General features: G+C 36.0%; 22 protein-coding genes and 1 tRNA gene. 1 reads left to right on the top strand and 22 read right to left on the bottom strand.

From position 1 onward, the window contains the following. Positions 1-48: 48 nt before the first annotated feature. The 12 genes from brxC to AC6I0I_RS04185 form a co-directional block, all read right to left on the bottom strand. Positions 49-3576 (bottom strand): BREX system P-loop protein BrxC, encoded by a 3528-nt coding sequence (gene brxC, locus AC6I0I_RS04240; protein WP_262953490.1) that lies wholly within the window; start codon positions 3574-3576, stop codon positions 49-51. Between the two features lie 24 nt (positions 3577-3600). Continuing rightward, positions 3601-4179 carry a DUF1788 domain-containing protein gene (locus AC6I0I_RS04235; protein ID WP_262953491.1) on the bottom strand — a complete coding sequence of 193 codons (579 nt, stop codon included), beginning with the start codon at positions 4177-4179 and terminating at the stop codon, positions 3601-3603. After that, a complete protein-coding gene (locus AC6I0I_RS04230; RefSeq protein WP_262953492.1) occupies positions 4179-4781 on the bottom strand; it encodes a DUF1819 family protein in 603 nt (200 codons plus the stop codon). The genes AC6I0I_RS04235 and AC6I0I_RS04230 overlap by 1 nt, the downstream gene beginning before the upstream one ends. Before the next feature lie 21 nt (positions 4782-4802). Further along, positions 4803-7652, bottom strand: coding sequence for an SNF2-related protein (locus tag AC6I0I_RS04225; RefSeq protein ID WP_262953493.1), 2850 nt, complete (start codon positions 7650-7652; stop codon positions 4803-4805). A gap of 304 nt (positions 7653-7956) precedes the next feature. Then, complete coding sequence (locus AC6I0I_RS04220) at positions 7957-8397, bottom strand: ASCH domain-containing protein (RefSeq protein WP_262953494.1); 441 nt, start codon at positions 8395-8397, stop codon at positions 7957-7959. 97 nt (positions 8398-8494) lie between these two features. Then, positions 8495-8571, bottom strand: a tRNA-Arg gene (locus AC6I0I_RS04215). A 147-nt stretch (positions 8572-8718) separates the two neighbouring features. Beyond that, positions 8719-9492 (bottom strand): SDR family NAD(P)-dependent oxidoreductase, encoded by a 774-nt coding sequence (locus AC6I0I_RS04210; RefSeq protein WP_262953495.1) that lies wholly within the window; start codon positions 9490-9492, stop codon positions 8719-8721. Positions 9493-9555: 63 nt separating this feature from the next. After that, positions 9556-10266: a ribonuclease III gene (gene rnc / locus AC6I0I_RS04205; RefSeq protein WP_262953496.1), complete on the bottom strand. Its 711-nt coding sequence runs from the start codon at positions 10264-10266 to the stop codon at positions 9556-9558. A gap of 121 nt (positions 10267-10387) precedes the next feature. Beyond that, the gene (gene plsX / locus AC6I0I_RS04200; RefSeq protein ID WP_161830878.1) at positions 10388-11386 is read right to left on the bottom strand and encodes a phosphate acyltransferase PlsX; all 999 of its coding nucleotides are present in this window, start codon (positions 11384-11386) and stop codon (positions 10388-10390) included. 70 nt (positions 11387-11456) lie between these two features. Next, positions 11457-13502: an ATP-dependent DNA helicase RecG gene (recG, locus tag AC6I0I_RS04195; RefSeq protein WP_262950246.1), complete on the bottom strand. Its 2046-nt coding sequence runs from the start codon at positions 13500-13502 to the stop codon at positions 11457-11459. 323 nt (positions 13503-13825) lie between these two features. Beyond that, entirely contained in the window at positions 13826-15451 is a 1626-nt protein-coding gene (locus AC6I0I_RS04190) for a DAK2 domain-containing protein (protein ID WP_262950248.1), read from the bottom strand. Positions 15452-15465: 14 nt separating this feature from the next. Then, positions 15466-15831: an Asp23/Gls24 family envelope stress response protein gene (locus AC6I0I_RS04185; protein ID WP_161830875.1), complete on the bottom strand. Its 366-nt coding sequence runs from the start codon at positions 15829-15831 to the stop codon at positions 15466-15468. Positions 15832-16044: 213 nt separating this feature from the next. Between AC6I0I_RS04185 and rpmB the strand changes: the two genes are divergently transcribed. Continuing rightward, on the top strand, positions 16045-16236 hold the full coding sequence (gene rpmB / locus AC6I0I_RS04180) for a 50S ribosomal protein L28 (RefSeq protein ID WP_055245030.1): 192 nt from the start codon (positions 16045-16047) through the stop codon (positions 16234-16236). Positions 16237-16291: 55 nt separating this feature from the next. Here the strand turns inward: rpmB and AC6I0I_RS04175 are convergent, their stop codons facing one another. The 10 genes from AC6I0I_RS04175 to rsmB form a co-directional block, all read right to left on the bottom strand. Beyond that, the gene (locus AC6I0I_RS04175) at positions 16292-16651 is read right to left on the bottom strand and encodes a hypothetical protein (RefSeq protein WP_161830874.1); all 360 of its coding nucleotides are present in this window, start codon (positions 16649-16651) and stop codon (positions 16292-16294) included. Between the two features lie 10 nt (positions 16652-16661). Next, positions 16662-17033: a hypothetical protein gene (locus AC6I0I_RS04170; protein WP_262953497.1), complete on the bottom strand. Its 372-nt coding sequence runs from the start codon at positions 17031-17033 to the stop codon at positions 16662-16664. Positions 17034-17139: 106 nt separating this feature from the next. After that, a complete protein-coding gene (gene spoVM / locus AC6I0I_RS04165; protein ID WP_161830905.1) occupies positions 17140-17220 on the bottom strand; it encodes a stage V sporulation protein SpoVM in 81 nt (26 codons plus the stop codon). A 76-nt stretch (positions 17221-17296) separates the two neighbouring features. Then, positions 17297-17926 (bottom strand): thiamine diphosphokinase, encoded by a 630-nt coding sequence (locus AC6I0I_RS04160; RefSeq protein ID WP_262953498.1) that lies wholly within the window; start codon positions 17924-17926, stop codon positions 17297-17299. A gap of 6 nt (positions 17927-17932) precedes the next feature. Further along, positions 17933-18577: a ribulose-phosphate 3-epimerase gene (gene rpe, locus AC6I0I_RS04155; protein ID WP_161830871.1), complete on the bottom strand. Its 645-nt coding sequence runs from the start codon at positions 18575-18577 to the stop codon at positions 17933-17935. A gap of 20 nt (positions 18578-18597) precedes the next feature. Further along, positions 18598-19485, bottom strand: a complete 888-nt coding sequence (gene rsgA / locus AC6I0I_RS04150; RefSeq protein WP_161830870.1) for a ribosome small subunit-dependent GTPase A — start codon at positions 19483-19485, stop codon at positions 18598-18600. Positions 19486-19534: 49 nt separating this feature from the next. Beyond that, positions 19535-20854 (bottom strand): Stk1 family PASTA domain-containing Ser/Thr kinase, encoded by a 1320-nt coding sequence (pknB, locus tag AC6I0I_RS04145; RefSeq protein WP_161830869.1) that lies wholly within the window; start codon positions 20852-20854, stop codon positions 19535-19537. Beyond that, positions 20851-21603 (bottom strand): Stp1/IreP family PP2C-type Ser/Thr phosphatase, encoded by a 753-nt coding sequence (locus AC6I0I_RS04140; protein WP_262953499.1) that lies wholly within the window; start codon positions 21601-21603, stop codon positions 20851-20853. The genes pknB and AC6I0I_RS04140 overlap by 4 nt, the downstream gene beginning before the upstream one ends. 1 nt (position 21604) lies before the next feature. Continuing rightward, a complete protein-coding gene (gene rlmN, locus AC6I0I_RS04135; RefSeq protein ID WP_161830867.1) occupies positions 21605-22645 on the bottom strand; it encodes a dual-specificity RNA methyltransferase RlmN in 1041 nt (346 codons plus the stop codon). 121 nt (positions 22646-22766) lie between these two features. Beyond that, entirely contained in the window at positions 22767-24098 is a 1332-nt protein-coding gene (gene rsmB / locus AC6I0I_RS04130) for a 16S rRNA (cytosine(967)-C(5))-methyltransferase RsmB (protein ID WP_262953500.1), read from the bottom strand. Positions 24099-24186 lie beyond the last annotated feature (88 nt).

Here is a 24186-nt window from a genome sequence, read left to right as displayed (position 1 = left end):
TTCACCTCATTTTTAGAGCATCCAAAATGCTTTGGATGCTCTTTCTTATTACCATAATTCAATGATTGTATCATCTTGTAATTGGGCTTCTAATTCTTTCTTTAATTCAGTTAAAATAACATCAATATCACGTTCGGTTTCAATGGTTTTTAATTTTTTAGTAATTTCATTTAATCGATAAATTTTACGTTTTTTCTTCGATACAACAGGTTGTGTTTCTTCTTTAATTCCTGCGGATTGGATTCGATTTTTATTTTCTCGATCCAGTGTTACAGTGATTTCTTTATATAAATTTTCTTTTAATGAATCGAGTTTATATTTTTCAGCAAAAATCATATCAAATGAGGTTGGATTTAATAAACGTTGCTCTGATTCGTCATATCGAGAATTAATTTTAGAAATCACAGCTTGTTTTGATTCTAGATTATTGGCATAGGTCAATAACGATGCTTTGTCTTCCTTTATTTGATTGAGTAATGGCTTTGCCTGCTCCTCTGTCGCTAGTTTAAAATTATCATCAAATTGTTTCTTTAACGCATGAACATTTTGAATTTTATTGTATGGCTCTTTTACACTTGTAATTTGTTTAAGTTGTCCGATTGCTTCTGCAATTTCTTCGGTTTGTAAATAGTCTGAATTTCGTTCATACAATTTAATAACATTTAATGCTTTTTGATAGGTTACTAGTTGTTCTCCTTGATAGAATGCTTTAATCGATTCAACATCGTCATGGTAGTCTAATAACTCATCTTCTAATTTATATACTAGTTGATAAACAGATTTCAAATTCTTTTCTTGTAAGATTCGTTCGCACAATTCTTTTCCATCTAATAACGTTTCATAGCCAGGGTATACTCCCTGTTCCGTTTTATCAATTAATCGTACAACCGTATTTAATTCTTTTTGAACCTCTTGTTTAAAATCATTCATTAATTGATCTTCATCTTCCGTTACAAATAAATCAAACAATTCTTTCATTAATCCTTTAACCACTTTAAGTAGTTTAGTCTCAATGAATTCGCGACGTTCGATAGCCACACGATTTGTATAATTTGAATTCGTTAATAATTCAATAAACTTCTTAGGGTTTTCTGTATTTAAATATTCATGATTATATTTAAAGTTAAGTTGTTTATCTTTATATAATGAGATAAGTTGTCCCACTGTATCTAACTCTAACCATCCAAATGGTGGCTGTGAAAATTTATCTAGGACCTCTTTAATCGTTAAGGCTGATAGTTTCATTTGTTGAGTTTGAATATATTGAATCAATTCCATTTTACTATTTGAGGTTAGCGTACTCATGTGGTGTGGTTGAACTAACCAATCTTCTAGTTGTTTTGAACTTTCAAAATGCTGTTCAATATATCCAAGCTTATTAAATAATGCATCAATCATCAGTTTTAATCCATCATTAATTCTCTCTTTTGGATCTTTAGCATTAATTGTTACTTCTTGCATATTTGCATAAACTTTAGCTGACTTTAAGGCTTCTTTTAAATAACTACGGGCACGCTCACATCGTTCGATTTTTTCCCTATCCTTTCGTGTGACAATACTTTGAATTTCAGGACTTAAATTTGTTCCACTTTTTAATTGAACGAATTTTTTAATTTTTAATGACTCTTCAATCTCGTTTAAATAATTAATCGTATCGGCAGGTAACTGAATAATCAAACAATGTTCACGTGTTGATTTTGATTTTAAATCAATTTCTCTGTAATCTTCATAATAAGGTGTAATAATATTAAATCCAATTTCATATGTTTTTGGACTTAAATTAATATCGTCAATTTTGCGGGTTAAGTTAAAGTTATAATACTTATTTAAACGATATTTAGGATCTTTATAAATTTCTTCAACAATTATCTCTCCGACTTTTTTTACAATTGCTGTAGAATCAATGGAAATGTTTTTAATTTCACGATTAATATCTTGTTCATCATTTGTTAGGAAATCATAAATTTCTCCATTTTGTTGAATCAAAGTTTCATGTGTAAGACGCTTTAATGATTCTTCAATCTTCTTACCTAACTCTAATTTATCTTCATGAATGTTAGATATCATGAGTGTTGTAATATTTTCTTTCTTCGCTTTAATTTCTTTCGCATATTTCACTAAGAATAACACTTTTAAAACTTCAACATCAAAATCTGTTAAGCGTTCATTATCTATTGCATTTGCAATCGCACGTACAACTGTTGGTTCTAAGAAGGATTCAATTGTTTTATAGAACGTACTAAATGGAATTAAATAACTTAATTCTTCATTCATATTTTGAATGGCGGATTCTTGGAAGGCACTTAATAATGAACGTTCTCCTTCTGATAAATGCTTTCCTGAAGCTCCTTTAATACGAATCCCATTAAAAACTTGCTGAAGTAATTTAAATTGATATGGAATAAATGGATAGAAATCAATAAATTCTTGAGCACTGCTATAAATCTTCATTTCAGCCGTATCGCTACTGAACGTTAATAGGTTTTTTAAGGATGATTGTTGTTGAATAAATAAGTCATTCAATGTTGCTTTTGCTACTTCATTTTTTTCTAATAAACGTTTACGAATCACTTCATCAACGTTTCGACTTGATAAGCTTAAACGGGTATCAAAACGTCCTAAGATTTTAGAGAAATCGTTCCCCTTGACTTTTTCAGCGACTGCATCAATATCTTGTTGACTCGTAACTAAGACCCAAACACGACCGTGACAACGTAATCCTAACTCTTCTACTACTGTTTGAAGATTTAGCATTAGCTTAGAATCTTCTCCAATGTATTGGCCAATCTCATCGACTAAAAAGACAATTTGATGGGCAGGCCCCTTCTTTTCTAAGTATTCATTAATTCGTTTAGCAAATAATTCAATATTTAGGGTGAAATTCTGTTCGGCATTTTCAATCCAGTGACGTGCTGCTTCTTCTGTCACACCTAATGTTTTAACGTAAGCTTCTACGATTTCATCAGCAATATAATCGGCATCTTCTCGGCTTTCAACCCACGAACTTCCATAAATATCTTCAAAATTTACTTTAAATTCTTCATATTTCTCTTTTTCTGTCAAATAACGCTCGAAATCCGCTAACCACGGAGTAATTCCACTAAATCCTTGCATTTCATTAAACACGTTATTGAAGACATGAAAAATAGCTTCTTTATCATTTTTAGACGTTGCTGTACTTTTAGCATCAATGTTAAATAACATCACATCTGTTGTTAAATTCGATGCGAACGTCATATCTTTAATAATTGTTGTATCCGTAATTTTATCTTTAAAAAAGTCTAACGTTGATTTATGATCCACTGTTTTATTAGCTAAGGCATAAGATAAAATTTTTAAAAAATGTGATTTACCTGATCCAAAGAACCCTGAAATCCAAACACCCATCTTATCCGTTTGCTGTTCTACGCCACGATGATAGGCATTAAAAAAAGTTTCAAAATGTTTTAATAATTCATCAGTTACAACATACTCATCTAATTCTGTATAAATATTTGACTCATCATCCTGTCCAACTTTAATAACCCCTTTAATATCACGATCAATCTCTTTTAAATATAATTCACTTAACTTCAATTTCTCCATCTCCTTTACCTAGTGCTAATCCACTAATCGAAATGCACGATAATAATTATCATCCTTTATTAGGTTAAATAATGATAAACTTTGTCCATCATAACGGCCAGGGAAAAACATCACTAATGGATTTTGATCTAATACATGATGCAAATTATTCAAAATACTATGTGAACGAATAATAGGATAAGCTTGTCCGACACCTGTAATAAAAACAATATGATTTGGCCCTACTTTTTCTTTAATATAGTTAACTAGTAAATCATTATTTAATGTTAATCGCAAGGCTTTTCTCGTTTTATCAAACACAAACTCTGAACCTTTTTTTTCTTCAAACTCAAAGTTTTTCTCTAAAAATCCCTTTTCATTTAAGATATCAATAATGGCTTGATATAAATTAATTTCAATTATATGATAAGGTTCGTGCGCTTTATTTAACTTTCGTTTAATAAACTCAATATAATCCCGAACTAACATTTCATCTTTTGGATCATAGTCAAAAATATGAAAATTCAATTCATTCCCTAGTTGTCGTCCCTCAAAAAAACCATCGGATTTAATACGAGGAATGATTTGTTCTAAGCGTTGCTGTAAAATTGTCATTATCTATCACCTAACATGGCCTTAACATATTTTTCATCACCTGAACGAACTAAATGTTCCTTAATGTGTTCTGGTAGATATGCAGGCGTTACTTTTAATTTACTTTTTTCTTTTGAGGCGGCGCCTCCTTCAACCATTGAGTTACGATAACCACTCAATAAGCGTTTAACTGTTGCATCACTCCAATTGGCAACTGTCTCACTTTCCATTGACTTTTCTCGAATAAAAGCTAGCATCTCACTAGGTTCTATATATTCTTGTCTTAAAAGTAACTTTTGCTGATACACCTCATACATGAACTCAAAGAATAACGCATCTGTTTTCATTAGGGCATATAAACAAAGTAATCGTCCGATCTCAGAACCAGATTGACTAATCTCTCTAACTAAATAACTGTCTAGAGCCCCTATTCTCTTGCACACAAAACTACTAAACTCCTGTCTGCGTTTAATACTAGTCGTTTGAAACGTATTTTCTTCCATCGTATATTGGTAAATCTCATCAATTAATTTGTTTTCTAGATATAGTCGACATCCTTTTTTAATTTCTAAAAATAAAAAAGGAATATACGCTTGATTAGTTGTATACTGTATTTGACTCATTTGAAGCTCCTTCCGAGCAATTTAAATAATCTTAAATTTAATCATAAACAGATTTTCTAGATTAGCTCCCTTGTAACTAGATTTACGTAAATCTGACATCATTTTTCGGCGCTGCTCATCAATTTCATCTTCTTTATCCCCTAGTTCATCACGCTTACGTTTTAATTCCCTTTTTATTTTACTAATTTCAGCATCTAATTCTTCCATCTCTACGGTTGTTTTCGCATTATCAAATTGACGTTGTTTATCTTTAATTTGTTTCCTTAATGAACTGATTTCAAGATTTAAACTCTCAACCAATTCATCTGCCCATTTAGTAATACGTTTTGTTTCTTCACGATAAATCTGATTATTACATTCAATGACTTCATTAGTAATCGTATTTCCATAAATCTCAGCATCAGCCCCAAGTCGTATTCTCATTTCACTAGGTACTGAATCCTTTTCAATAATTTGACCATCTAACCTAAATAACTTCTCACCTAGTTCCGTATCAATTGTCTCACCATTATCAAGTAACCCATTAATGAAGAGATATTCTTCAACTTCGTACGATTGAATACTTAGTTTATTTAAACTTAAATATCCAGTTTGGCCTACTAAATTTTTCAAAGCCGTAATATTATATGGATAGTTCGTAATATCAAACGTCACATAATCTTCATTTTCCATCGCTTGAAGTGCTGTATCAATGACATATTCACCTAAATCACTATTCATTCTATAGGTACGATAATCATCGTTATCAGCACCTTGCTTTGAAATTAAAGTATATGCCCCTGTTGCATCACTAATAATATCCTCATTTATTGTAAACGTATAATCATTACTAAATGTTGCTACATCTTTTAATTGATACCGTGTCAATTGCCAAAAATCCTGCTCAATATCTTGTAACTGTTGTTGGGTCTTTTCGACCGTATTTGCAAACTTTGCATGAACATCTTCATCAAAGTTGTCAATAAGAGCTTGGCGTGTTTCTTTAATCTTTGAATCGATATCGTCTTTAAACATCTCTTGTAACTCATTAAATGCTCGCTCAATTTCCATTGGAGTACGACATGAGGTATAAATTTTCATTAATTCTTTTTCAATATCAGTTCCGTTTTCTAAATTCCCAAGTACTTCATCAGATGAACCAAAGACCCCTTCAAATAAATGAAACTTAGCAGTCAATAAATCATATACTCGTTGATCAATTAAGTTCTTGTTATTTAAGAAGTTAATCACAACAACATCACATTTTTGGCCATAACGGTGACAACGACCAATACGTTGTTCAATACGTTGAGGGTTCCACGGTAAATCATAGTTTATTAGAACTGAACAGAACTGCATATTCAACCCTTCTGCTCCAGCCTCCGTTGCAATCATTATTTCTGCTTCTTCTTTAAAGTAATCAAGAAGAGCTTGTCTCATATTTGTTTGACGAGTATTTCGTTTAAAGTCGGCATTTTTAGGATTTTGAATCCAGTTATTATAAATTTGAATTGCTTCTTCCGTATTATTTTGTCCTGAGAAACGAACAATTTTATCATACCCATTTTCTTTTAAGAAGGAATATAAATAATCTTGTGTTTTACGTGATTCCGTAAAAATAAGAACTTTACGGTTCGCCCCTTCTGTTTTTTCTAATTGTTCAAACGCATAATTCAATGACTCTAATAATTTCATTGCCTTACTATCGACGGTGATACGCTTAGCAATCTCAATGAATTCATCGATTAGTTTAATTTCTGCTAATAGTTTTTCTGAATCAAGCGACTCATCCTGCTCTTGATTCTCCATTTTAATAAACTCATCTTCATCAAAATCATCCTGATCACGTAGCTGCTCTAACCAATCATTTAATTGATCTTGATCAGCTGTTTCATACATTAATTGAAGACGTTGTTTGAATCCCTCTAACGTTCCGATTAATGCATAAGTTGAAGATGATAAAATTTTACGTAACACCATTTCAACTAAATGACGTTGACGCTTATTAATTCCATACGTTTCTTCATCCTGAATATAATCCGTGATTAACTCATATAAGAGTTGCTCATCTTTACTTGGTGAAAAACTAAATGTTTGTGCTTTACGCTCTGAATAATTAATGTATTGTGTGACTTGTTTACGTAATGTTCGATGAACAAAATAACTTAACCGTTCACGCAACTCATCCATATAAATTTGAGAAGCGTGCATATAACGATGTTGGAAATACTTTTTGTCTCCAAAAATATTTTCATCGATTAACATTGATAACCCATATAACTCAATTAGTGAATTTTGTAATGGCGTCGCCGTTAATAGAATTTTCTTACTTTTTTCAGTAGCCTCTTTAATATTTTTAGCAATTTGATTGTTTTTCATATGAACATTACGAAGTTTATGCGCCTCGTCAATAATGACTAAATCAAAGTTTGCTAATTTCACTTTGTCCTTCATATTACTTACAAAATGATGAGATGCAATAATCACTTTATTCTCCTGTACAAAGGGATTATAATAATTTTCCTTTTCATACTTTCTGAAAGCCTTGGAATCCATGACTTCACTCGGAATATTAAATTTATCAATTAACTCTGCCTGCCACTGCTTAACTAAAGATGCTGGTGCAGTCACAAGAATTTTACGTTTCATTTCACTCCAATATTGTGAAATAATTAATCCCGCTTCAATTGTTTTTCCAAGACCAACTTCATCAGCTAAAATAACGCCCTTACTAACTGGAGATTTAAAAGCAAACATTGCTGCTTCAATCTGATGTGGATTTAAATTAATTGAAGCATTAAATAACGTATTTCCTAGACGCTTCGCATCATTACCAGGATTTCGTAACGTTAACTTATTCGCTAAATACTTCGCATGATACGCTGTACTCATAATTTCTCCCCTAACTCCTTATTTTTTTCAAAACTCATTAAAACATATAACTAAATTATAATTTTACACGAGTAAAAAAAACTATTCAACTCCTTAATATGCCAATATTCATTAGGTTGCGACCGATTTCTCATATCCATTTTTTTAAAACAACTATTATATTCCTGAATAATTCTCTTCAAATCTTCCATAATGAAAAGGTAGATACGGGATATCTAACATCTACAATGGGAATCTTCCCTGATTCCCACGCTAAAATATCTTTCACTGATAAAAAATTCACCTCAAGGCGAGGTGAATTTTTTTATGGTTTATAAACGACCTGAAACTCTTCACAGACAACAGGCATCTCATCATGAAAGTGAAGTCCCATCTCTAAAAGTTCCTTAGAAAAAAAATCGCGGTGAGTCGTTCGCCACGTCTCTAGGCGTCGATCACCTTCCCCCTCTTTAAACGCATGCTCCTCAGTTACTTCATTAAACGGAACGATACTCACCTTAATCGTCTCCACGATACAAACGGCCTCTTCTCGTCCGTTTAAAATAATGTTATAATCGGAAACTTGCGGTAACCTTTCCTCACCTCTCTCATACCAAACATAAAGAGAAGAGGTTGCACATTTCTGTCCACTTACCACTAAATTAGCCAACTCATCTGCCTCTACCCCAAATGACCACGCCTGATAGGTATCTCCAATCATTGGATTAACGAATCGGTAAGCTTCCCATAACTCATCCTTTTTCATCCCATCTCTCCTTAGCTATAAAAAAAAGTCCTCCAACCTTGTGTGTTAGAAGACTTTCTATTATATGAATTCCTATAATTAGGATTTTCTCTCAAAGTGGCGCGCCTGGCAGGAGTCGAACCCACAACCCTCTGATCCGAAGTCAGATGCTCTATCCAATTGAGCTACAAGCGCTAATTAAATTATTCATTTCCTTACATTTCTTATTATATCGCTTTTTTTTCCTTTGGTCAACCCTTAATCCCTATTTTTTTAAACCTTCGGTTGAGGGTTTACCTTTTTAAAAGCCCTCGAATTGATCGAGGGACTTTGAATCTTCACTTATTTTTTCTTCAGCTGCGTTTGATAAACGATCTGACACCCCAACTTCCTTGGAATCAATCGATTCAAAAACAATAACACACGATTTGAATACCCAGGAATAATCAGAGTCTTCCCCTTCATCCATTCGTAATAGGCATACTTCGCCACCTCATGTGCAGTCGGCACCTTCATTGCAGATTTTGCTACTTTGATCTTTGCCCGCTGCTGAAACCCTGTGTCAACAGGGCCCGGGCAGAGGGCACTTACAACAACCGATGCCCCTTTCGCCTCTAACTCCTTCGTAATCGCCTCCGTCAGCTGCAACACGTACCCCTTACTCGCGTAATACGACGCCATCAATGGGCCAGACTGAAAAGCCGCGGTTGACGCCACGTTTAACAAATAGCCGCGATCCTGTGCGACAAATCGTCTTAAAAATAGCTTGCTCAAATAATGAACGCTCTTAATATTCAAATCAATCATATTAAATTCATCTGAAATATCTAATTCTAAAAACTCTCCGTATAACCCATACCCCGCATTATTGACTAAACCAATGACGTCGTAGGCTAAACACGCCTCATACAATCGACAAACCTCATCGGGGTTCGAAAGATCCATTGGCATCACCACAACCTGGCATCCTGCATATTTCTCCAGTCTTTCTTTTAACGTTTCCAATAAAGATTGACGTCTGGCTACTAATATTAATGAATGCCCTTCACGGGCGAGTACTTCACACATTGCCTCCCCAATACCTGAGGAAGCGCCCGTCACAACAAAATACGCCATCAACCATTCACTCCTCCAAAGAAAAAGGCAAAACTCTTTTTTCCTAAGTTCTGCCTCTTCCCATTATTTTTTTTCACATGTTTTTGCTAAAATTTCAATCGCACCTTTAGCAGCCTGTTGCTCTGCTTCTTTTTTGGTTTTACCCATTCCACGACCTAGCGTAATTTCATCTAATAAAACTGCCGCTTCAAATAAACGGTTATGCGCCGGTCCGCTTTCTGATACGATACGATACTCAATCGCTTTTTTAGAATCAGCTTGAACAAGTTCCTGCAATGTACTCTTATAATCAAAAACATGCATCACAGTTCCTTTTTGATACGCCTCATGAATAATCTCATGCACAAATGGATAGACAACATCCATTCCTAGGTCTAAGTAGATAGCGCCTAAGAAGGCCTCAAAAGCATCGGCTAACACCGTTGGACGTTCACGACCTCCTGAGTTCTCTTCCCCACGACCGAGTAACATTAATTGTCCAATATTAAGTTTACGTGCGTAAGATTCTAAAGACGGCTCACAGACTAATTGGGCCCTGATCTTCGTCATTTCCCCTTCAGATAACGCAGGTTTCAAATTAAATAAATAATTAGATACCGTTAGTTCTAAGACCGCATCACCTAAATATTCTAAGCGTTCATTATCTTCAATCTTATAACGACGATGTTCGTTCACATATGATGAATGCGTAAAGGCTTGACAATAACGATCAAGTTGTTTAAAAGGTATCTTATTTTCATTTAAAAACTCCGTTAATTGATCTAAATACGCCATACAATCTCACCTCCATTCAATGTGAAGTAATTATAACCTTTTTCCTGTTATTTCTCAAGCCATTCAAATCAACATCACAAAATTCGACGAAAATAGAATCTATTTTCGTCGAAGAAATTGATTAATTTGATTTTAACGCCTCACTAATTTTACGCACGACGTCTTTGGATACCGTTTCACGTGCCTGACGAATGGCATTCATTAACGCCGTAGCATCCGATGATCCGTGTGCTTTAATAACTGGAGCCGATACCCCTAGTAAAATTCCGCCTCCAACTTCAGATGCATCCATGCGTTTTTTAATACGAGAAATTGCCGGTTTTAATAACAACGCTCCAATTTTTCCACGCGTCGTTGATAAAAACTCTTCTTTAATTAACGATAATAATGATTTTGAAGTTCCCTCAACCGATTTAAGAGCGATATTTCCTGAATAACCATCTGCCACAATAATATCGACCTCTCCTGCAATCATGGTTTTCCCTTCCATGTTTCCAACAAAATTAATCGATGGGTCCGCTGAAATAAGGGCAAATGCTTCTTTTTGTAAATCTGTTCCCTTTCCATCTTCTGTTCCAATGTTCAATAGGGCAACCGTTGGATTTTGAATATGCATCACCTCACGTGCATAAATAGAGGCAATTTTAGCATTTTGATATAAGTATTGTGGTTTCGCATCGCTCGTTGCTCCAGCGTCACATAAAATCGTATATTTGTTCTTTTTAATCGTTGGCATTACCGGTGCTAATGCCGGACGCTCCACTTCTTTTAAACGCTTCACCACTAAGGTTCCCGCTGCAATTAAAGCCCCAGTTGCTCCAGCCGAAACAACTGCATCAATCGCCCCCGTTTTTGCATCCTTACATGCACGCACCATCGATGAGTCTTTGAATTTGCGGATAGCCATCGCTGGGTCTTTAATATCCATTGGAATCACCTCTTCACAATGAACGATTTGAATTCGATCATGAGGCTCCTTCATAAATTTAAGAATTTCAGATTCAATTCCATATAAATAGACTTCAATATCATCAAACTTTTTAACGGCTTGATATGCGCCTAACACTGTTTGCTCAGGTGCAAAATCGCCACCCATCGCATCTAATCCGATTTTTATCATGTACCTATCCACCTATCTCTTTATTTTTACTTATAATTATAAGCTATTTCTTCCTAAAAAGAATCCCTTTTTAGTCAAATTGATGCATTTCATTGGCCACGGTCTCTTGAATATAATCACGTAACCCCAAAAATTCGTTATTATATAAAAATTCATCCGAGCTCACTAATGCATAAGCATCCTGCATCGCTACTTCTAGTATGTTGTAGTCTTCGACTAAGTCAGCCATTTTAAATACCGGTGCCCCTGATTGTTTCTCACCAAAAAAGTCTCCCGGTCCTCTGAGTTTCAAATCAGCCTCTGCAATCTCAAAACCGTCCGTCGTTGACGTCATGATTTTAAGGCGCTCTAAGCTCTGTTCATTTTTAATATCACTCATCAATAAACAATACGCCTGCTCACTTCCACGACCGACGCGACCTCTTAATTGGTGGAGTTGTGAGAGTCCAAATCGATGCGCATCGTAAATGAGCATCAAGTTCGCATTTGGCACATTAACTCCGACTTCAATAACGGTCGTTGAAACTAAAATTTGCGAACGATTTGCGACAAAGTCTTCCATCACAGCATCCTTTTCAGCTTGTGAGAGTCGTCCATGCATTAATCCAACTTTTGCCTTACCTAAAAAGTGATGCTGCCATAATTGATGAACTTCAACTGCATTTTGAACATCGAGTGCTTCTGATTCTTCGATCAGTGGGGTAATGACGTAGGCTTGTTGGCCGTGGTCTAAAATGGTTTTTTGAATAAAGTCTAAGGCGCGATCGAGTTTAGCGCTATCGATGAGAAAGGTCTCGACGGGTTTTCGGCCTTGTGGCATCTGGTTAATGATGGATACATCCATGTCTCCAAATGCTGAAATCGCCAACGTCCTTGGAATCGGGGTTGCTGTCATCATTAAAACATCAACAACGTCTCCTTTTTCACGAAGCATCTTTCGTTGATTCACTCCAAAGCGGTGTTGTTCATCCGTAATGACAAGCCCAAGATTATGAAAAACAACGTCTTGTTGGATAATCGCATGGGTTCCGACAATGAGGTCGATGTCTCCCGAGGCCAACTTGGCTAAAATTTCACGGCGACGTTTTCCTTTTACGGAACTGCTTAAAAATTCAATTTGGAATTCTTCATAAGGTTTAAATAAGTCAACGAGGGATTTAAAGTGTTGTTGGCCTAAAATTTCAGTTGGAACCATTAATGCCGTTTGGTATCCTGAGAGCATCACCATTAGTAGGCTAATTGCAGCAACGACTGTCTTTCCGGATCCAACGTCCCCTTGCAGTAGACGATTCATTCGACTCCCAAGCTTTAAGTCCTCTTTAATTTCTTGTAGTACCTTTTGTTGAGCATCCGTGAGTGTAAACGGAAGGTTTTTTATAAAGGTTTCGACCCGCGTTTCATCAAAAACTTTCTCAGCTCCTTGGCGTTCGATTTTTGTCTGATAACGTAAATATTGTAATTTAAGTTGAAATTTAAGTAATTCCTCATATTTAATCCGACGTTTAGCCTGACGAACCTGTTCTTTATTTTGAGGAAAGTGAGAGAATAAAACCGCCTCCTCCGCCGATATGAGTCGATATCGCATTCGGATTTCATGAGGTAAGTCATCATTCAATGACGCCCCATAGGTATCATACGCCTCTTTTAAAATTTTTTTAAATGTTTTAACGGGGATTTCTTTTAAGGAGTAGATGGGTTCAATTTTTTTACCATCTACGGTTCCTAGTTTTATATCCGTCGCCGTAATCACTTTCCGTCCGAGATCCCATTTCCCTGTCACTGTGACAAGTGTATCGAGTTTTAGTTGATTTTTTAAAAACGTTCGATTAAAGATGACTACCTTCACGATTTCTTGGTTGACTAACACATTAAAGCTTAATCGCGACTTCATCTTTCCGTAATACTGCACCTGACACGCCGTCACAACCTTACCTAAAACGGTAATTTTCTCTTCATGCATGGCACGGTGAATATCGATCAACTCAAAGCTATCATAGCGGTAAGGAAAATACTCTAATAAATCCTTGACGCTTTCGATTTTTAAATGCTGTAGTTTTTCAAGAAGAGACGGCCCTACCCCTTTAACTTTTCCAACTGGAACCGTAGCTAGTGACATCTCATCACACCCTTTCTATCCTCGGTGAACAAATTTATTGAACAAACGTTCTTTAAATCTTATTTTATCACAATTTTCTTCATTCGCTCTACCTCCGACAAAATTTTATCTCTTTTATAGCTTTTCTTGTTTTCAATGATGACACCATTGAAGCGTTAGCCTCTCCATCATAAGAATAACCTCCTTTAACTCTAACTAAAAAGACTCTCCCTTAGCTGCGAAGCATTCACTTATGCATACATTCCCCATTCTTCCCATCATAACTCTTCATACTACTTATAAAAACAAAAAAAGATGAGAATATTCATTCTCACCTTTTTTAATTATTCAACTGAAATAATATATGAATAAACAGGTTGTTGTCCGTTAAAGATTGTTACTTCCACATCGTCATATTTATTCTCAATGTATTCTGCTAATTCATCAGCTTCATCTTCATCGACACCTTCACCATAAAGAATTGTAACAATTTCGCTGTCTTCATCAATCATTTTATCGGCTAAAGCGCAGGCACTTTCAAAACGTTCTGGAACAGAAATCACAATATCTTTGTCTAAAATTCCGATAAAGTCATTTTGTTTAATGTCAACACCGTTCATTTGTGTATCGCGAACCGCGTATGTGACTTGTCCAGATTTAACTTCTTTAATTGCCGCTGTCATCTCTTCCTCATTATCTTCAATCGGTGCATTTTCATTAAACATCATTAATGCCGTATATCCTTGAGGAATCGTTTTTGAAGGCACAACAACAACATTTGCATCTTCTGTTACATCTTTAGCTTGATTTGCCGCCATAATGATATTACTGTTATTCGGTAAAATGATAATGTTCTTCGCATTCAACTCTTTAATTGCCGTTAAGAAATCTTCTGTTGAAGGATTCATCGTTTGTCCACCTTCAATCACGTAATGGCACCCTTGTTCTTCAAATAACTGTTTAACACCTTCACCAGCAACAACTGAAATAATTCCATACTCAGCTTTCTCTGCTTTTGCAACCGGAGCGTTTTGACCAATGATCTCATTATGTTGCTCCGTCATATTTTCAATTTTTAATTTCACGAATTCACCGTGTTTTTGTGCTAAATTCAACGCATCCCCTGGTGTTAAGGTATGGACATGCACTTTAACGATATCTTCATCTTGCACCACGACAATTGAATTCCCTAACTTTTCTAATCGTCCACGGAAAACATCTTCTTTAAATGGTCGACGTCCTTCCTCTAAACGAATGATGAATTCTGTACAATATCCAAACTCGACTTCCTCACTTGATAAAGCCGTTTGAGCAGCCTCTTGTGTGGTTGTCTGTTCTTCTAATGCGATTGTTTCTCCTTTTAATGCTTTTAAGAAACCTTCAATAATATAAAGTAATCCTTGCCCACCACTATCAACAACACCAACTTCCTTTAAAACCGGAAGTAATTCTGGTGTACGATTTAACGACGCTTGCATTTCATCAACCACTATCTGATAAAGAGCCTCCATTGTTTCAACTGTTTCATAATTAGCAACTGCTGCCTCTGCAGATTCGCGTGCAACCGTTAAGATTGTTCCTTCAATAGGCTTCATAACTGCCTTATATGCCGTTTTCACACCACTTTCTAATGCCATCGCAACTTCTTCAATATTTGCTTCGTCCTTCCCCTCAAGTCCTGTCGCAAACCCTCTAAATAACTGCGATAAAATAACTCCTGAATTTCCACGTGCACCCATTAATAATCCACGAGATAATACTTTAGCAACCTTTCCGACTGAGGCTTCATTTAAGGCAAGTAATTCTTTAGCCCCTGCCGTCATCGTCATGCTCATATTCGTTCCCGTATCACCATCTGGAACAGGGAACACGTTAAGTTGGTCAACATATTTAGAATGATTCGCTAAGTTATTAGCCCCGTTAATTACCATTTGTTTAAATACGATTCCATTAATCTGTTGTAACGACATGTTCAATACTCCTCCTAGCGATCTAAACCTTTAACTCCTTGTACAAACACATTAACTTCTTTAACGTGTTCACCGAAAGTTTTTTCGATCACATATTCTACCTTCTTCTGAATTTCAAAACATACTTCTGATACTTTAATTCCGATTCCAACAATAACATATAAATCTACAATTAATTTATTATTTTCATCTGCGCGAAGTGTAACACCTTTACTATAGTTTTCCTTTCCTAAAACAACGGCTAATCCATCTTTAACTAAATTTTTTGAAGCCATCCCCACAACACCATAACATTCCGTTGTTGCATTCCCAATGACTGTTGAAAGAGCCTCTCTTGAAATATCAATTCGACCATATTCATTTTTAATTTGGACTGTCATCTGCGACAAACCTCCCTCAGCGCTTTATTCTTAACTTCAATTTTACTATATATTATACACATTGACAAATATAAAATGCCCTGAAAGCCAGGTAAAACCACTTTAACATGACTATTATCCGCAATTATTTCAAAAAAACTTGCTAATCAACAAAAAGTATGATAAATTTATAGGAGTCTCAGATATGAATGTGAAGTAAGGAGGTTTTTACTAATGGCTCGTGTTTGTACAGTAACTGGACGTCGTACTAAAACTGGTAATGCTCGTTCACACGCTATGAACGCTTCAAAACGTACTTGGAAGTCTAACGTTCAAAAAGTTAAAATCTTAGTTAACGGTAAACCTAAAAAAGTATACGTTTCTGCTCGCGCATTAAAATCAGGAAAAGTAGAACGCGTTTATTAATAACATAAAAAAGGTTATCTCTTATGAGATAGCCTTTTTTATGTTATTAACCATCTTATTCTATCCAAATTCTTGTTTTTTCCGTTTGGGTTAAAATATTCACAAAATCGCCCAGCGCTTTTTTTTCGATAAATAGAAGTAATTGATCATAGTCAATATCAGCATATTTTAAAAGCTCCTGTTTAACCACCTCAATTTTTAAAACCGAACTCGCTAATGAAACAGGAATTCGAAAGGTCATCAAACTTTCTGTTTCCTCGAATTGATTGATATTAATATTTAAATATCGATACGTTTGTCCATTTATGCTCTCATAACTTTGTTCAATTGTTTTAATCAATTGTTGGGCCTGCTCGGCCGTAATGATCCGACGCTCGACCATTTTTAAAATTTTAATTAATTCCTCACTCTTCATAAGGCCCCCCTTATTGTGTGATGATACGGACTTGGATTTCTTCCGATTGTAACCGAAAAACTTCAATTGGCGGATAGTCTGCCATTAACTCAACAATTTCTTTTAAGTGTCTTAGAATTTGTGACTTCTCCTCCTTTGTTAACGGATTTGTTGATTCCCCTTGTTCAAAAGTAATAAAAGGGGCACATAGTTTTAAAAAAGGGGTAACAAATTTCAAAGAAACAGCGGGTAATAAATTTTTTTTCCCTCGATGAGTCACTAACAATTTAATTTTACAGGCGCTTTGCTTCTTTAATTTAGTGCCTCGTTCTATCTCCTTAATTGCTTGTGGAACATTTAATTGGCCGGATTCTATCTTTTCTAGTACCGCTAAATAGTTCAAGGCTCATCCCCCTCTCTCCCCTTCATCTCCCTATATTGTATTCAAAAAAACATTTAAAAATTATGTAAAATAAAAAAATAGTTGTCGATTAATTCGACAACTATTTTTAGTGTTTCTTGAACACATTCATAATACTTTGAATAATAACACTGATCCATTTTGGTAGTTTGATTGTATAGAATCTCATCTTTATCCGCTCCCCTAATCAAAGATGTTAATTACTGTACACTATATGAGGGGAAAAATAGAGATATGACTAAAAGTTAATCACAACTCGAAATCATTAATAAATAACCCGATTCAAATTTTACTTGATAGTCTGCTCCAAGTGTTTCATTACTAATACATCGAATATCATCCTGTGCTAATGTATAGTTTACGAGTGGGTATTTAACGTTTTTTAACGTAAGATGAGTCACTGTTGATTCTAATGCAAAAAAGGAAAGGTATTTAAAAGCAGTTGCCTCTAAGTGATGCTCTCCCTTAGAAAGAACCGTCAACCTATTTTTCTCACCAACAAGTTGAACGTAAAGCCCCTTCTTGACAAACTGAAGTAATAATCGAATATTGGCTAATGTATGATCAATGCGTCCTCCTAGCGCTCCATAAAGAGTCACTTCCGACGCTCCCCGATGCAAAGCTAGATTTAATGCAGCCTCAGTGTCTGTTTCATCCTTTTCGCAAGGAAGATGAATAAGCTCTCTTGTAGCTTGAGAAACTGCACCATACTCTTCGGGTGTCACGGAATCAAAATCTCCGATTGCTAAATCCGGTGAAATTCCCCGTTCAAGCAGATGAAAGGCTCCACGATCCACCCCTATAATAAACTGATCTGCTAATGCCTTTTCATCTAAATATAATTCATGAGAACCACAGATAACGGCGACTTTCATGGGCCATTAACCTTTGATCTGTTCGATGGCAACGCGTCGATTTGGGGCATTAAATACCGCTGAACCCGCGACAACAACATCGGCCCCAGCTTCCTCACATAAGCGAGCTGTCTGTTCATTTACCCCACCATCAACTTCAATTAAGAAAGATAACTCTAACTTTTTGCGCCATTCATTTAAAATCGCAATTTTATTTAATGCCTCAGGAATAAATGTTTGCCCTCCAAAGCCTGGATTAACAGACATAATTAACACCCAATCTACCTCATGTAAGACGTGTTTAATCATCTCAAGTGGCGTGTGAGGGTTTAAGACGACACCGCATGCCATTCCATTTTGTTTGATTAATTGTAAAGTACGATGTAAATGGCGACATGCCTCCACATGTACCGTAATAATATCCGCCCCAGCTTCTTTGAAATCTTGAATAAATAAATCAGGATTTTCAATCATTAAATGAACGTCAAAAGGTAATGACGTATGAGGACGTAAGCATTTAATTAGACCCGGTCCTAATGTAATATTCGGTACAAAGTGACCATCCATTACGTCAATATGAATATAATCAGCTCCAAGCTGTTCCACACATTGGACTTCCTCCGCTAATTTTGAAAAATCAGCAGCTAAAATTGAAGGTGCAAGTTTTAACATCGGTTCGACTCCTTTATTCCTTAATACTTCGGTTTACGGCTTTTAATTTCTGTCAAGAATTGTAGATAATTTTCGTATCTTGTTGGCAATATCTCTCCTACCTCAACCGCTTCCTTTACCGCGCAACGCGGCTCATTGACGTGTAAGCATCCTCTGAACTTACAATCTTGTGATCGTTGGTAAAATTCAACAAAACACTCCGATAAATCATTAGGTTCTAATTGGTCTAAGTCTAACGAACTAAATCCCGGCGTATCTGCAATTAATCCATCACTTAATTTATGAAGTTCGACATGCCTCGTCGTATGTTTTCCACGTCCTAACGCTTTCGAAATTTCATTCACCTGAATATTTAGTGTTTGATCCATTGAATTTAATAACGATGACTTCCCAACTCCCGATTGCCCACAGATGACGACAATCTGATTGCGAATCAAATCCTTAATCCCATCTAACCCAAACTGTTGTTTCGAGGAAGTTTCAATGACTTGATAACCAATTTCTCGGTAATACTGAATGATTGGCGCTATTAAAGACTGCTCCTCAGACGTTAACAAGTCCATTTTGGTCAAAACGATAATAGGCTCGATTTGATTCGCTTCAATAACAGCTAAAAAGCGATCCAAGAGTTTAGGACTAAAGTCAGGTTCTTTTACCGAAAAAACGACTAATGCCAAATCAACATTTGCAATGGGTGGACGAACCAACTCATTTTTACGGTTTAAAATCTCCATGACATACCCATTCCCATCGGGCTCTACAGTAAAGTGAACAGAATCACCAACAAGCGGAGTAATTTTCTTTTTTCGAAATAATCCACGACTTCGACATTGAATCAGTTCTTTCGTCTGTAAATCTTCAACGTAATAAAACCCGCTTAATGCCTTTAAAATAATTCCTTTTTTCAAACTATCACCTTCTAAATGATGAAACGATTTCATCATTTTTCTTTGTTGTCTATTCTTTCTTATTTGTTTTTTTCTTTTCCTTTTCAGGCTCTTTTGCCACATAAAGGGTTACATTCGATTTAACCTTCACACGTGTTCCTACGGCTGGTGAAGTTTTAAAAATATCCCCGTCTTCATATTCCTCGTCTTCAATATAAATCACTTTTCCATATTTCAGATTCAGTTTTTTCAATTCTTGTTCTGCTTCTTTTAACGTCTTTTGGGTAACATCTGGGATATAAACCTCTGCAACTTTACTATGCGCTGGATGGTAAATAATAATAAAGTAAAGTAACATTGCACCGGCTAAGAAAATAGAAAATGAAACTAAAATGGCTGAATTTAAGAAACCAAACTTCTTTCCGGTATTGGTTTTTCGTCGCCTTTTAGTTTTTTCTGTTGGCTGCTTCGCCATTTTTTCCGATACCTCCTTTTTAAGGTCCGTCATCACCATCGTTTTTTCAAGATCTTCCTCTTGTAAATCAGTGAGTAGAGGTTCATCAACACGATCCATTTGCAGTGCTGAACGTAAACTGACAAGCAATTCATCTACACTACGATAACGTTCACTCGGTTGTTTTGATGTACAACGGCTAATAATATTATCTAGACTATTTGGCAATTGATCGTTCACTAATTTAATAGATGGCATCTCTGCCTCTAAATGCTGTAACGCGATATTAACGGCTCCCTCTCCTTTAAAAGGAACATCGCCCGTCAGTAACTCATATAAAATGATCCCTAACGCATAAATATCTGAGCGCTCTGTAGCTAAATTACCACGGGCTAATTCTGGTGCTAAATAATGCACTGATCCCATAATGGTATTCGTTTGAGTAATATCGGCCTCGTTACTTGAGAGTGCAATTCCAAAGTCAGTAATTTTTACAACCTGATCCTCTGTAATCATAATATTTTGTGATTTTAAATCACGATGAATAATCTTATTTTGGTGAGCGTATAGGACCCCTTCCGCCAACTGAGTCATGACATGAATCGCAGTTTGTGGATCTAGTGCCCCATGCTCACGCAAATAGTCTTTTAATGTTTTACCATTAACATACTCCATGACAATAAACGGTTGTTGTTTATAATCACCCACGGTATAAACATGAACAATATTCGGATGATCTAAATTAATCACCTGAGCCGATTCGCGTTTAAACCGTTTAATAAACCCCTCATCTTTTGACAATTCATAACGCAACATTTTAATTGCTACGTGTCTTTTTAACGTACGATCGTACGCTAAATAAACATTAGCCATCCCCCCATCGCCAATTAACATTTTAATGTCATAGCGTGAATTAATCGTTGTTCCGATTATCATAAAGCTTCACTCCCTTCAAGACGTTCACATAAGGCAATCGATATATTATCTTTTCCGCCCTTTAAATTCGCCATTTCAATCATTAAATTAACTTTTTCTTCTGTTGATTTATCTTGACTTAAAATCCCAAAAATCTCATCATCATCCACCATTGAGGTCAAGCCATCTGTACAAAGTAAAATGGCGTCTAAATTATAATGTTCAAGAACAAGATAATCAAACTTGACATCCTTATTTACCCCTAAAGCATTCATAATAATATTACGATGCGGATGATTTTTAGCTTCTTGTTCCGATAGTTTTCCTTCATCCACTAATTTGCGGACAAACGTATGATCTTTTGTAATCTGTCTTAGTCGTTGATGTGATAAAAGATACGCTCGACTATCTCCAATATGCGCTAATGCAATAAAGGATTTCGTCATCACTGCTACAATTGCTGTCGTTCCCATCCCATGTGAAAGTTGGTGATCGGCAATATACGTCAAAATTTCTTGATTAATTTGATTTAATAGTTGCTTTAACCATTTCCTTAATTCTTCAGGATCCTCAAACTTTAATTCTTCGTCAAAGTGATTACTAATCGTATTAATGACCATACCACTTGCTACCTCGCCCGCAGCATGGCCCCCCATCCCATCAGCAATCACCATCATCGAACAATGTTGGTTTTTATATCCTTTAACAGCATCTTCATTGTGTGGTCGGACTTTTCCGACATCCGTCTTATAACACACCTGATCAAACATTTTACAAGGCCCCCTCTTTAGCTCTTAATTGGCCACACGCCGCGTCGATATCACTTCCTAATTCACGGCGTACTGTCGCATTAATTCCTCGCTTTTTCAATGTCTTTTCAAATTGTTCAATATGCTCAACTGGTGTCCGGTCAAATCCACGTTCTGGAACATAATTGACCGGAATTAAATTCACATGACAATTCATTCCTCTTAATAAATCGGCTAACTTTTGCGCACACTCCACCGTATCATTTACATTTTTTATTAACCCATACTCAAAGGTAATTCGACGATTGGTTTCATTAACATAAAATTTAGCCGCTTCCATTAACTTTGCCAACGGATACGCACGGTTAATTGGCATGAGCTGAGAACGCATCTCATCCGTTGGGGCATGAAGCGAAATCGCAAATGAAACCTGCGGATGGTGTTTAGCAAAATCATAAATTTTAGGAACGATCCCGCTTGTCGAAACGGTAATATGACGCGCCCCAATATTTAATCCTTGCTCCGCGTTTATAATTTCAATAAATCGCGTCAAGTTCTCATAATTTTCAAATGGTTCACCAATTCCCATCACGACGATATGGCTAACACGTCCCTCTGATTGGTCGAGGTACTGTTGAACACGTAAAACCTGGGCAACAATCTCACCAGCTTCTAAATTTCTTTTTAAACCGCTTAACGTTGATGCACAAAACTTACATCCAATGCGACACCCTACTTGCGTAGTCACACACACTGAATAGCCGTAATGATGGCGCATTAAGACCGTCTCAATCAAGTTTCCATCCGACAACTCAAAAAGAAACTTTGTTGTTCCGTCACTTGCTACCTGCTTTTTACGTTCTGAAAGAGTTGTAAAATCAAATGTCTTACTTAGTAACTCTCTTAAGTCCTTCGGTAAGTTATTCATTTCATCAATGGACTGTACTCTTTTTTTATAGAGCCAATCAAAAATTTGCTTGGCACGAAATTTAGGTTGCTTTTGATTGACTAACCACGTTTGCCAATCCTCAATATCTAAACTAAAAATGGACTTAAACTCCATCCAATCACCACCATTTCTACTAAATTCATCATCTATTGTTCACCCTTAAATTAAATGGAACATCCCTTATTTCTTATTATTCACCAAAAAATATCATTTAATCGATGATTCTTCTATCCCCTTACGCCTTTCTTTTTAAACAGGCGATAAAAAATCCATCGGTTTGATAATCGCCAGGAAACAGTTGAACCATTCCATTTTTTGTTTGAGCGGCTAATACTTCAGGTAATCGAGAAACTAAGGTTTGATCGAGTTCAAACTCCGGATGTTTATTTAAAAACCATTCAACACGTTTATCATTTTCCTTACGATTAACCGTACACGTACTATAAACCAGCGTTCCCTGCACCTTTACTAAAGGAGCGACCGCTTCTAAAATATTTTCTTGGATTTTAACAATCTCATCTAAATCTGAGGGTTTCTTCGTTAATTTAATTTCTGGATGTCTTCTTAAAATTCCAAGTCCTGAACATGGGGCGTCAACCAGAATGGCATCAAAACTCTCTTTGTCGTAACATTCATTCAACTTTGTTGCATCTTGAAGCGATGTCACAACATTCGTCAATCCTAAGCGTTTGACGTTCTCTTCAATCAATTTAAGTTTGTGCTCATATATATCATGGGCATAGACCTTACCAGTTTGCCGCATCATTTCAGCAATATGTGTTGTCTTCCCACCAGGGGCCGAACAAGTATCTAATACTCTCGCATGGTGTTTAGGTTTTAACGCGCGAGCGACGAGCATCGATGCTTCATCTTGTACATAAAACCATCCTTGCTTAAAGGTTTGAGTCTTAAGCGGATTCCCTTTTAAAACGATGAGAGCGTCCTCACTTAAATATCCCTCTTTGCATTCCACGCCTTCAGCTTGTAACCTTTGCTTCAACTCCTCGCGTGTTCCACGAACAGCATTGACACGAATCGCCATTTTCACCCGCTCATTATTAGCGCGGGCCATCTGTTGTGTTTTTTCTTGACCGAATTGTTTACTCCAAAGTTTAATGAGCCAAAGGGGATGTGACGTTTCAATGGCTAGTCTCTGTGTTTCGTCCTCTATCGTATCAAGGCTCGCCAAAGGAGAGCGCGTCATTTCACGTAAGATTGCGTTCACTAATTTTCCATGAAACTGTCCACCACGTTTCTTCGCAATAGCTACCGCCTCAGAAACCGCCGCATGCTCTGGGACTCCGTCTAAAAATAACATTTGATAAAGCGTCATTTGAATTAAAATACGCACCCATGCTTTCACTTTCCCTTTAAAAAAAGGAGCTGCATAAAAATTCAATAACTGTTCATTTTGCAATGTCCCATAAACTAATTCTGCCATAAAATTTTTATCTTGCACCGTTAAGTCATTTTTTTCAATTTTATCATTTAGGGCATGATTACTATAGGCCTGGTTAACTAAAATATCCGTTAACGTCTGTAAGGCTAGCTCACGAGCATTTGCCATAATACCACTCCGTTCTCCTGCATTCTTGATGTTTATAGAATGATGTCATTTTATATTATAGCATAATCTACCTACTTTCATCTGTCAT

This window comes from Turicibacter sp. St.80E1 (genome assembly GCF_059728495.1).
Note: the sequence above shows the minus strand (reverse complement) of the source record. Positions and strands in the feature narration are given on the sequence as shown.

Bases quoted from the DNA above. Each gene is read 5' to 3' on its own strand.
- plsX (WP_161830878.1), bottom strand. From the start codon at position 11,386: ATGATAAAAATCGGATTAGATGCGATGGGTGGCGATTTTGCACCTGAG.
- spoVM (WP_161830905.1), bottom strand. From the start codon at position 17,220: ATGAGATTCTATACAATCAAACTACCAAAATGGATCAGTGTTATTATT.
- AC6I0I_RS04225 (WP_262953493.1), bottom strand. From the start codon at position 7,652: ATGAGTACAGCGTATCATGCGAAGTATTTAGCGAATAAGTTAACGTTA.
- AC6I0I_RS04220 (WP_262953494.1), bottom strand. From the start codon at position 8,397: ATGAAAAAGGATGAGTTATGGGAAGCTTACCGATTCGTTAATCCAATG.
- AC6I0I_RS04140 (WP_262953499.1), bottom strand. From the start codon at position 21,603: ATGTTTGATCAGGTGTGTTATAAGACGGATGTCGGAAAAGTCCGACCA.
- AC6I0I_RS04210 (WP_262953495.1), bottom strand. From the start codon at position 9,492: ATGGCGTATTTTGTTGTGACGGGCGCTTCCTCAGGTATTGGGGAGGCA.
- AC6I0I_RS04160 (WP_262953498.1), bottom strand. From the start codon at position 17,926: ATGAAAGTCGCCGTTATCTGTGGTTCTCATGAATTATATTTAGATGAA.
- AC6I0I_RS04230 (WP_262953492.1), bottom strand. From the start codon at position 4,781: ATGAGTCAAATACAGTATACAACTAATCAAGCGTATATTCCTTTTTTA.
- AC6I0I_RS04235 (WP_262953491.1), bottom strand. From the start codon at position 4,179: ATGACAATTTTACAGCAACGCTTAGAACAAATCATTCCTCGTATTAAA.
- pknB (WP_161830869.1), bottom strand. From the start codon at position 20,854: ATGATAATCGGAACAACGATTAATTCACGCTATGACATTAAAATGTTA.
- recG (WP_262950246.1), bottom strand. From the start codon at position 13,502: ATGTCACTAGCTACGGTTCCAGTTGGAAAAGTTAAAGGGGTAGGGCCG.
- rnc (WP_262953496.1), bottom strand. From the start codon at position 10,266: ATGGCGTATTTAGATCAATTAACGGAGTTTTTAAATGAAAATAAGATA.
- rpmB (WP_055245030.1), top strand. From the start codon at position 16,045: ATGGCTCGTGTTTGTACAGTAACTGGACGTCGTACTAAAACTGGTAAT.
- rsmB (WP_262953500.1), bottom strand. From the start codon at position 24,098: ATGGCAAATGCTCGTGAGCTAGCCTTACAGACGTTAACGGATATTTTA.
- AC6I0I_RS04175 (WP_161830874.1), bottom strand. From the start codon at position 16,651: ATGAAGAGTGAGGAATTAATTAAAATTTTAAAAATGGTCGAGCGTCGG.
- rlmN (WP_161830867.1), bottom strand. From the start codon at position 22,645: ATGGAGTTTAAGTCCATTTTTAGTTTAGATATTGAGGATTGGCAAACG.
- AC6I0I_RS04185 (WP_161830875.1), bottom strand. From the start codon at position 15,831: ATGACAGTCCAAATTAAAAATGAATATGGTCGAATTGATATTTCAAGA.
- AC6I0I_RS04190 (WP_262950248.1), bottom strand. From the start codon at position 15,451: ATGTCGTTACAACAGATTAATGGAATCGTATTTAAACAAATGGTAATT.
- rpe (WP_161830871.1), bottom strand. From the start codon at position 18,577: ATGTTAAAACTTGCACCTTCAATTTTAGCTGCTGATTTTTCAAAATTA.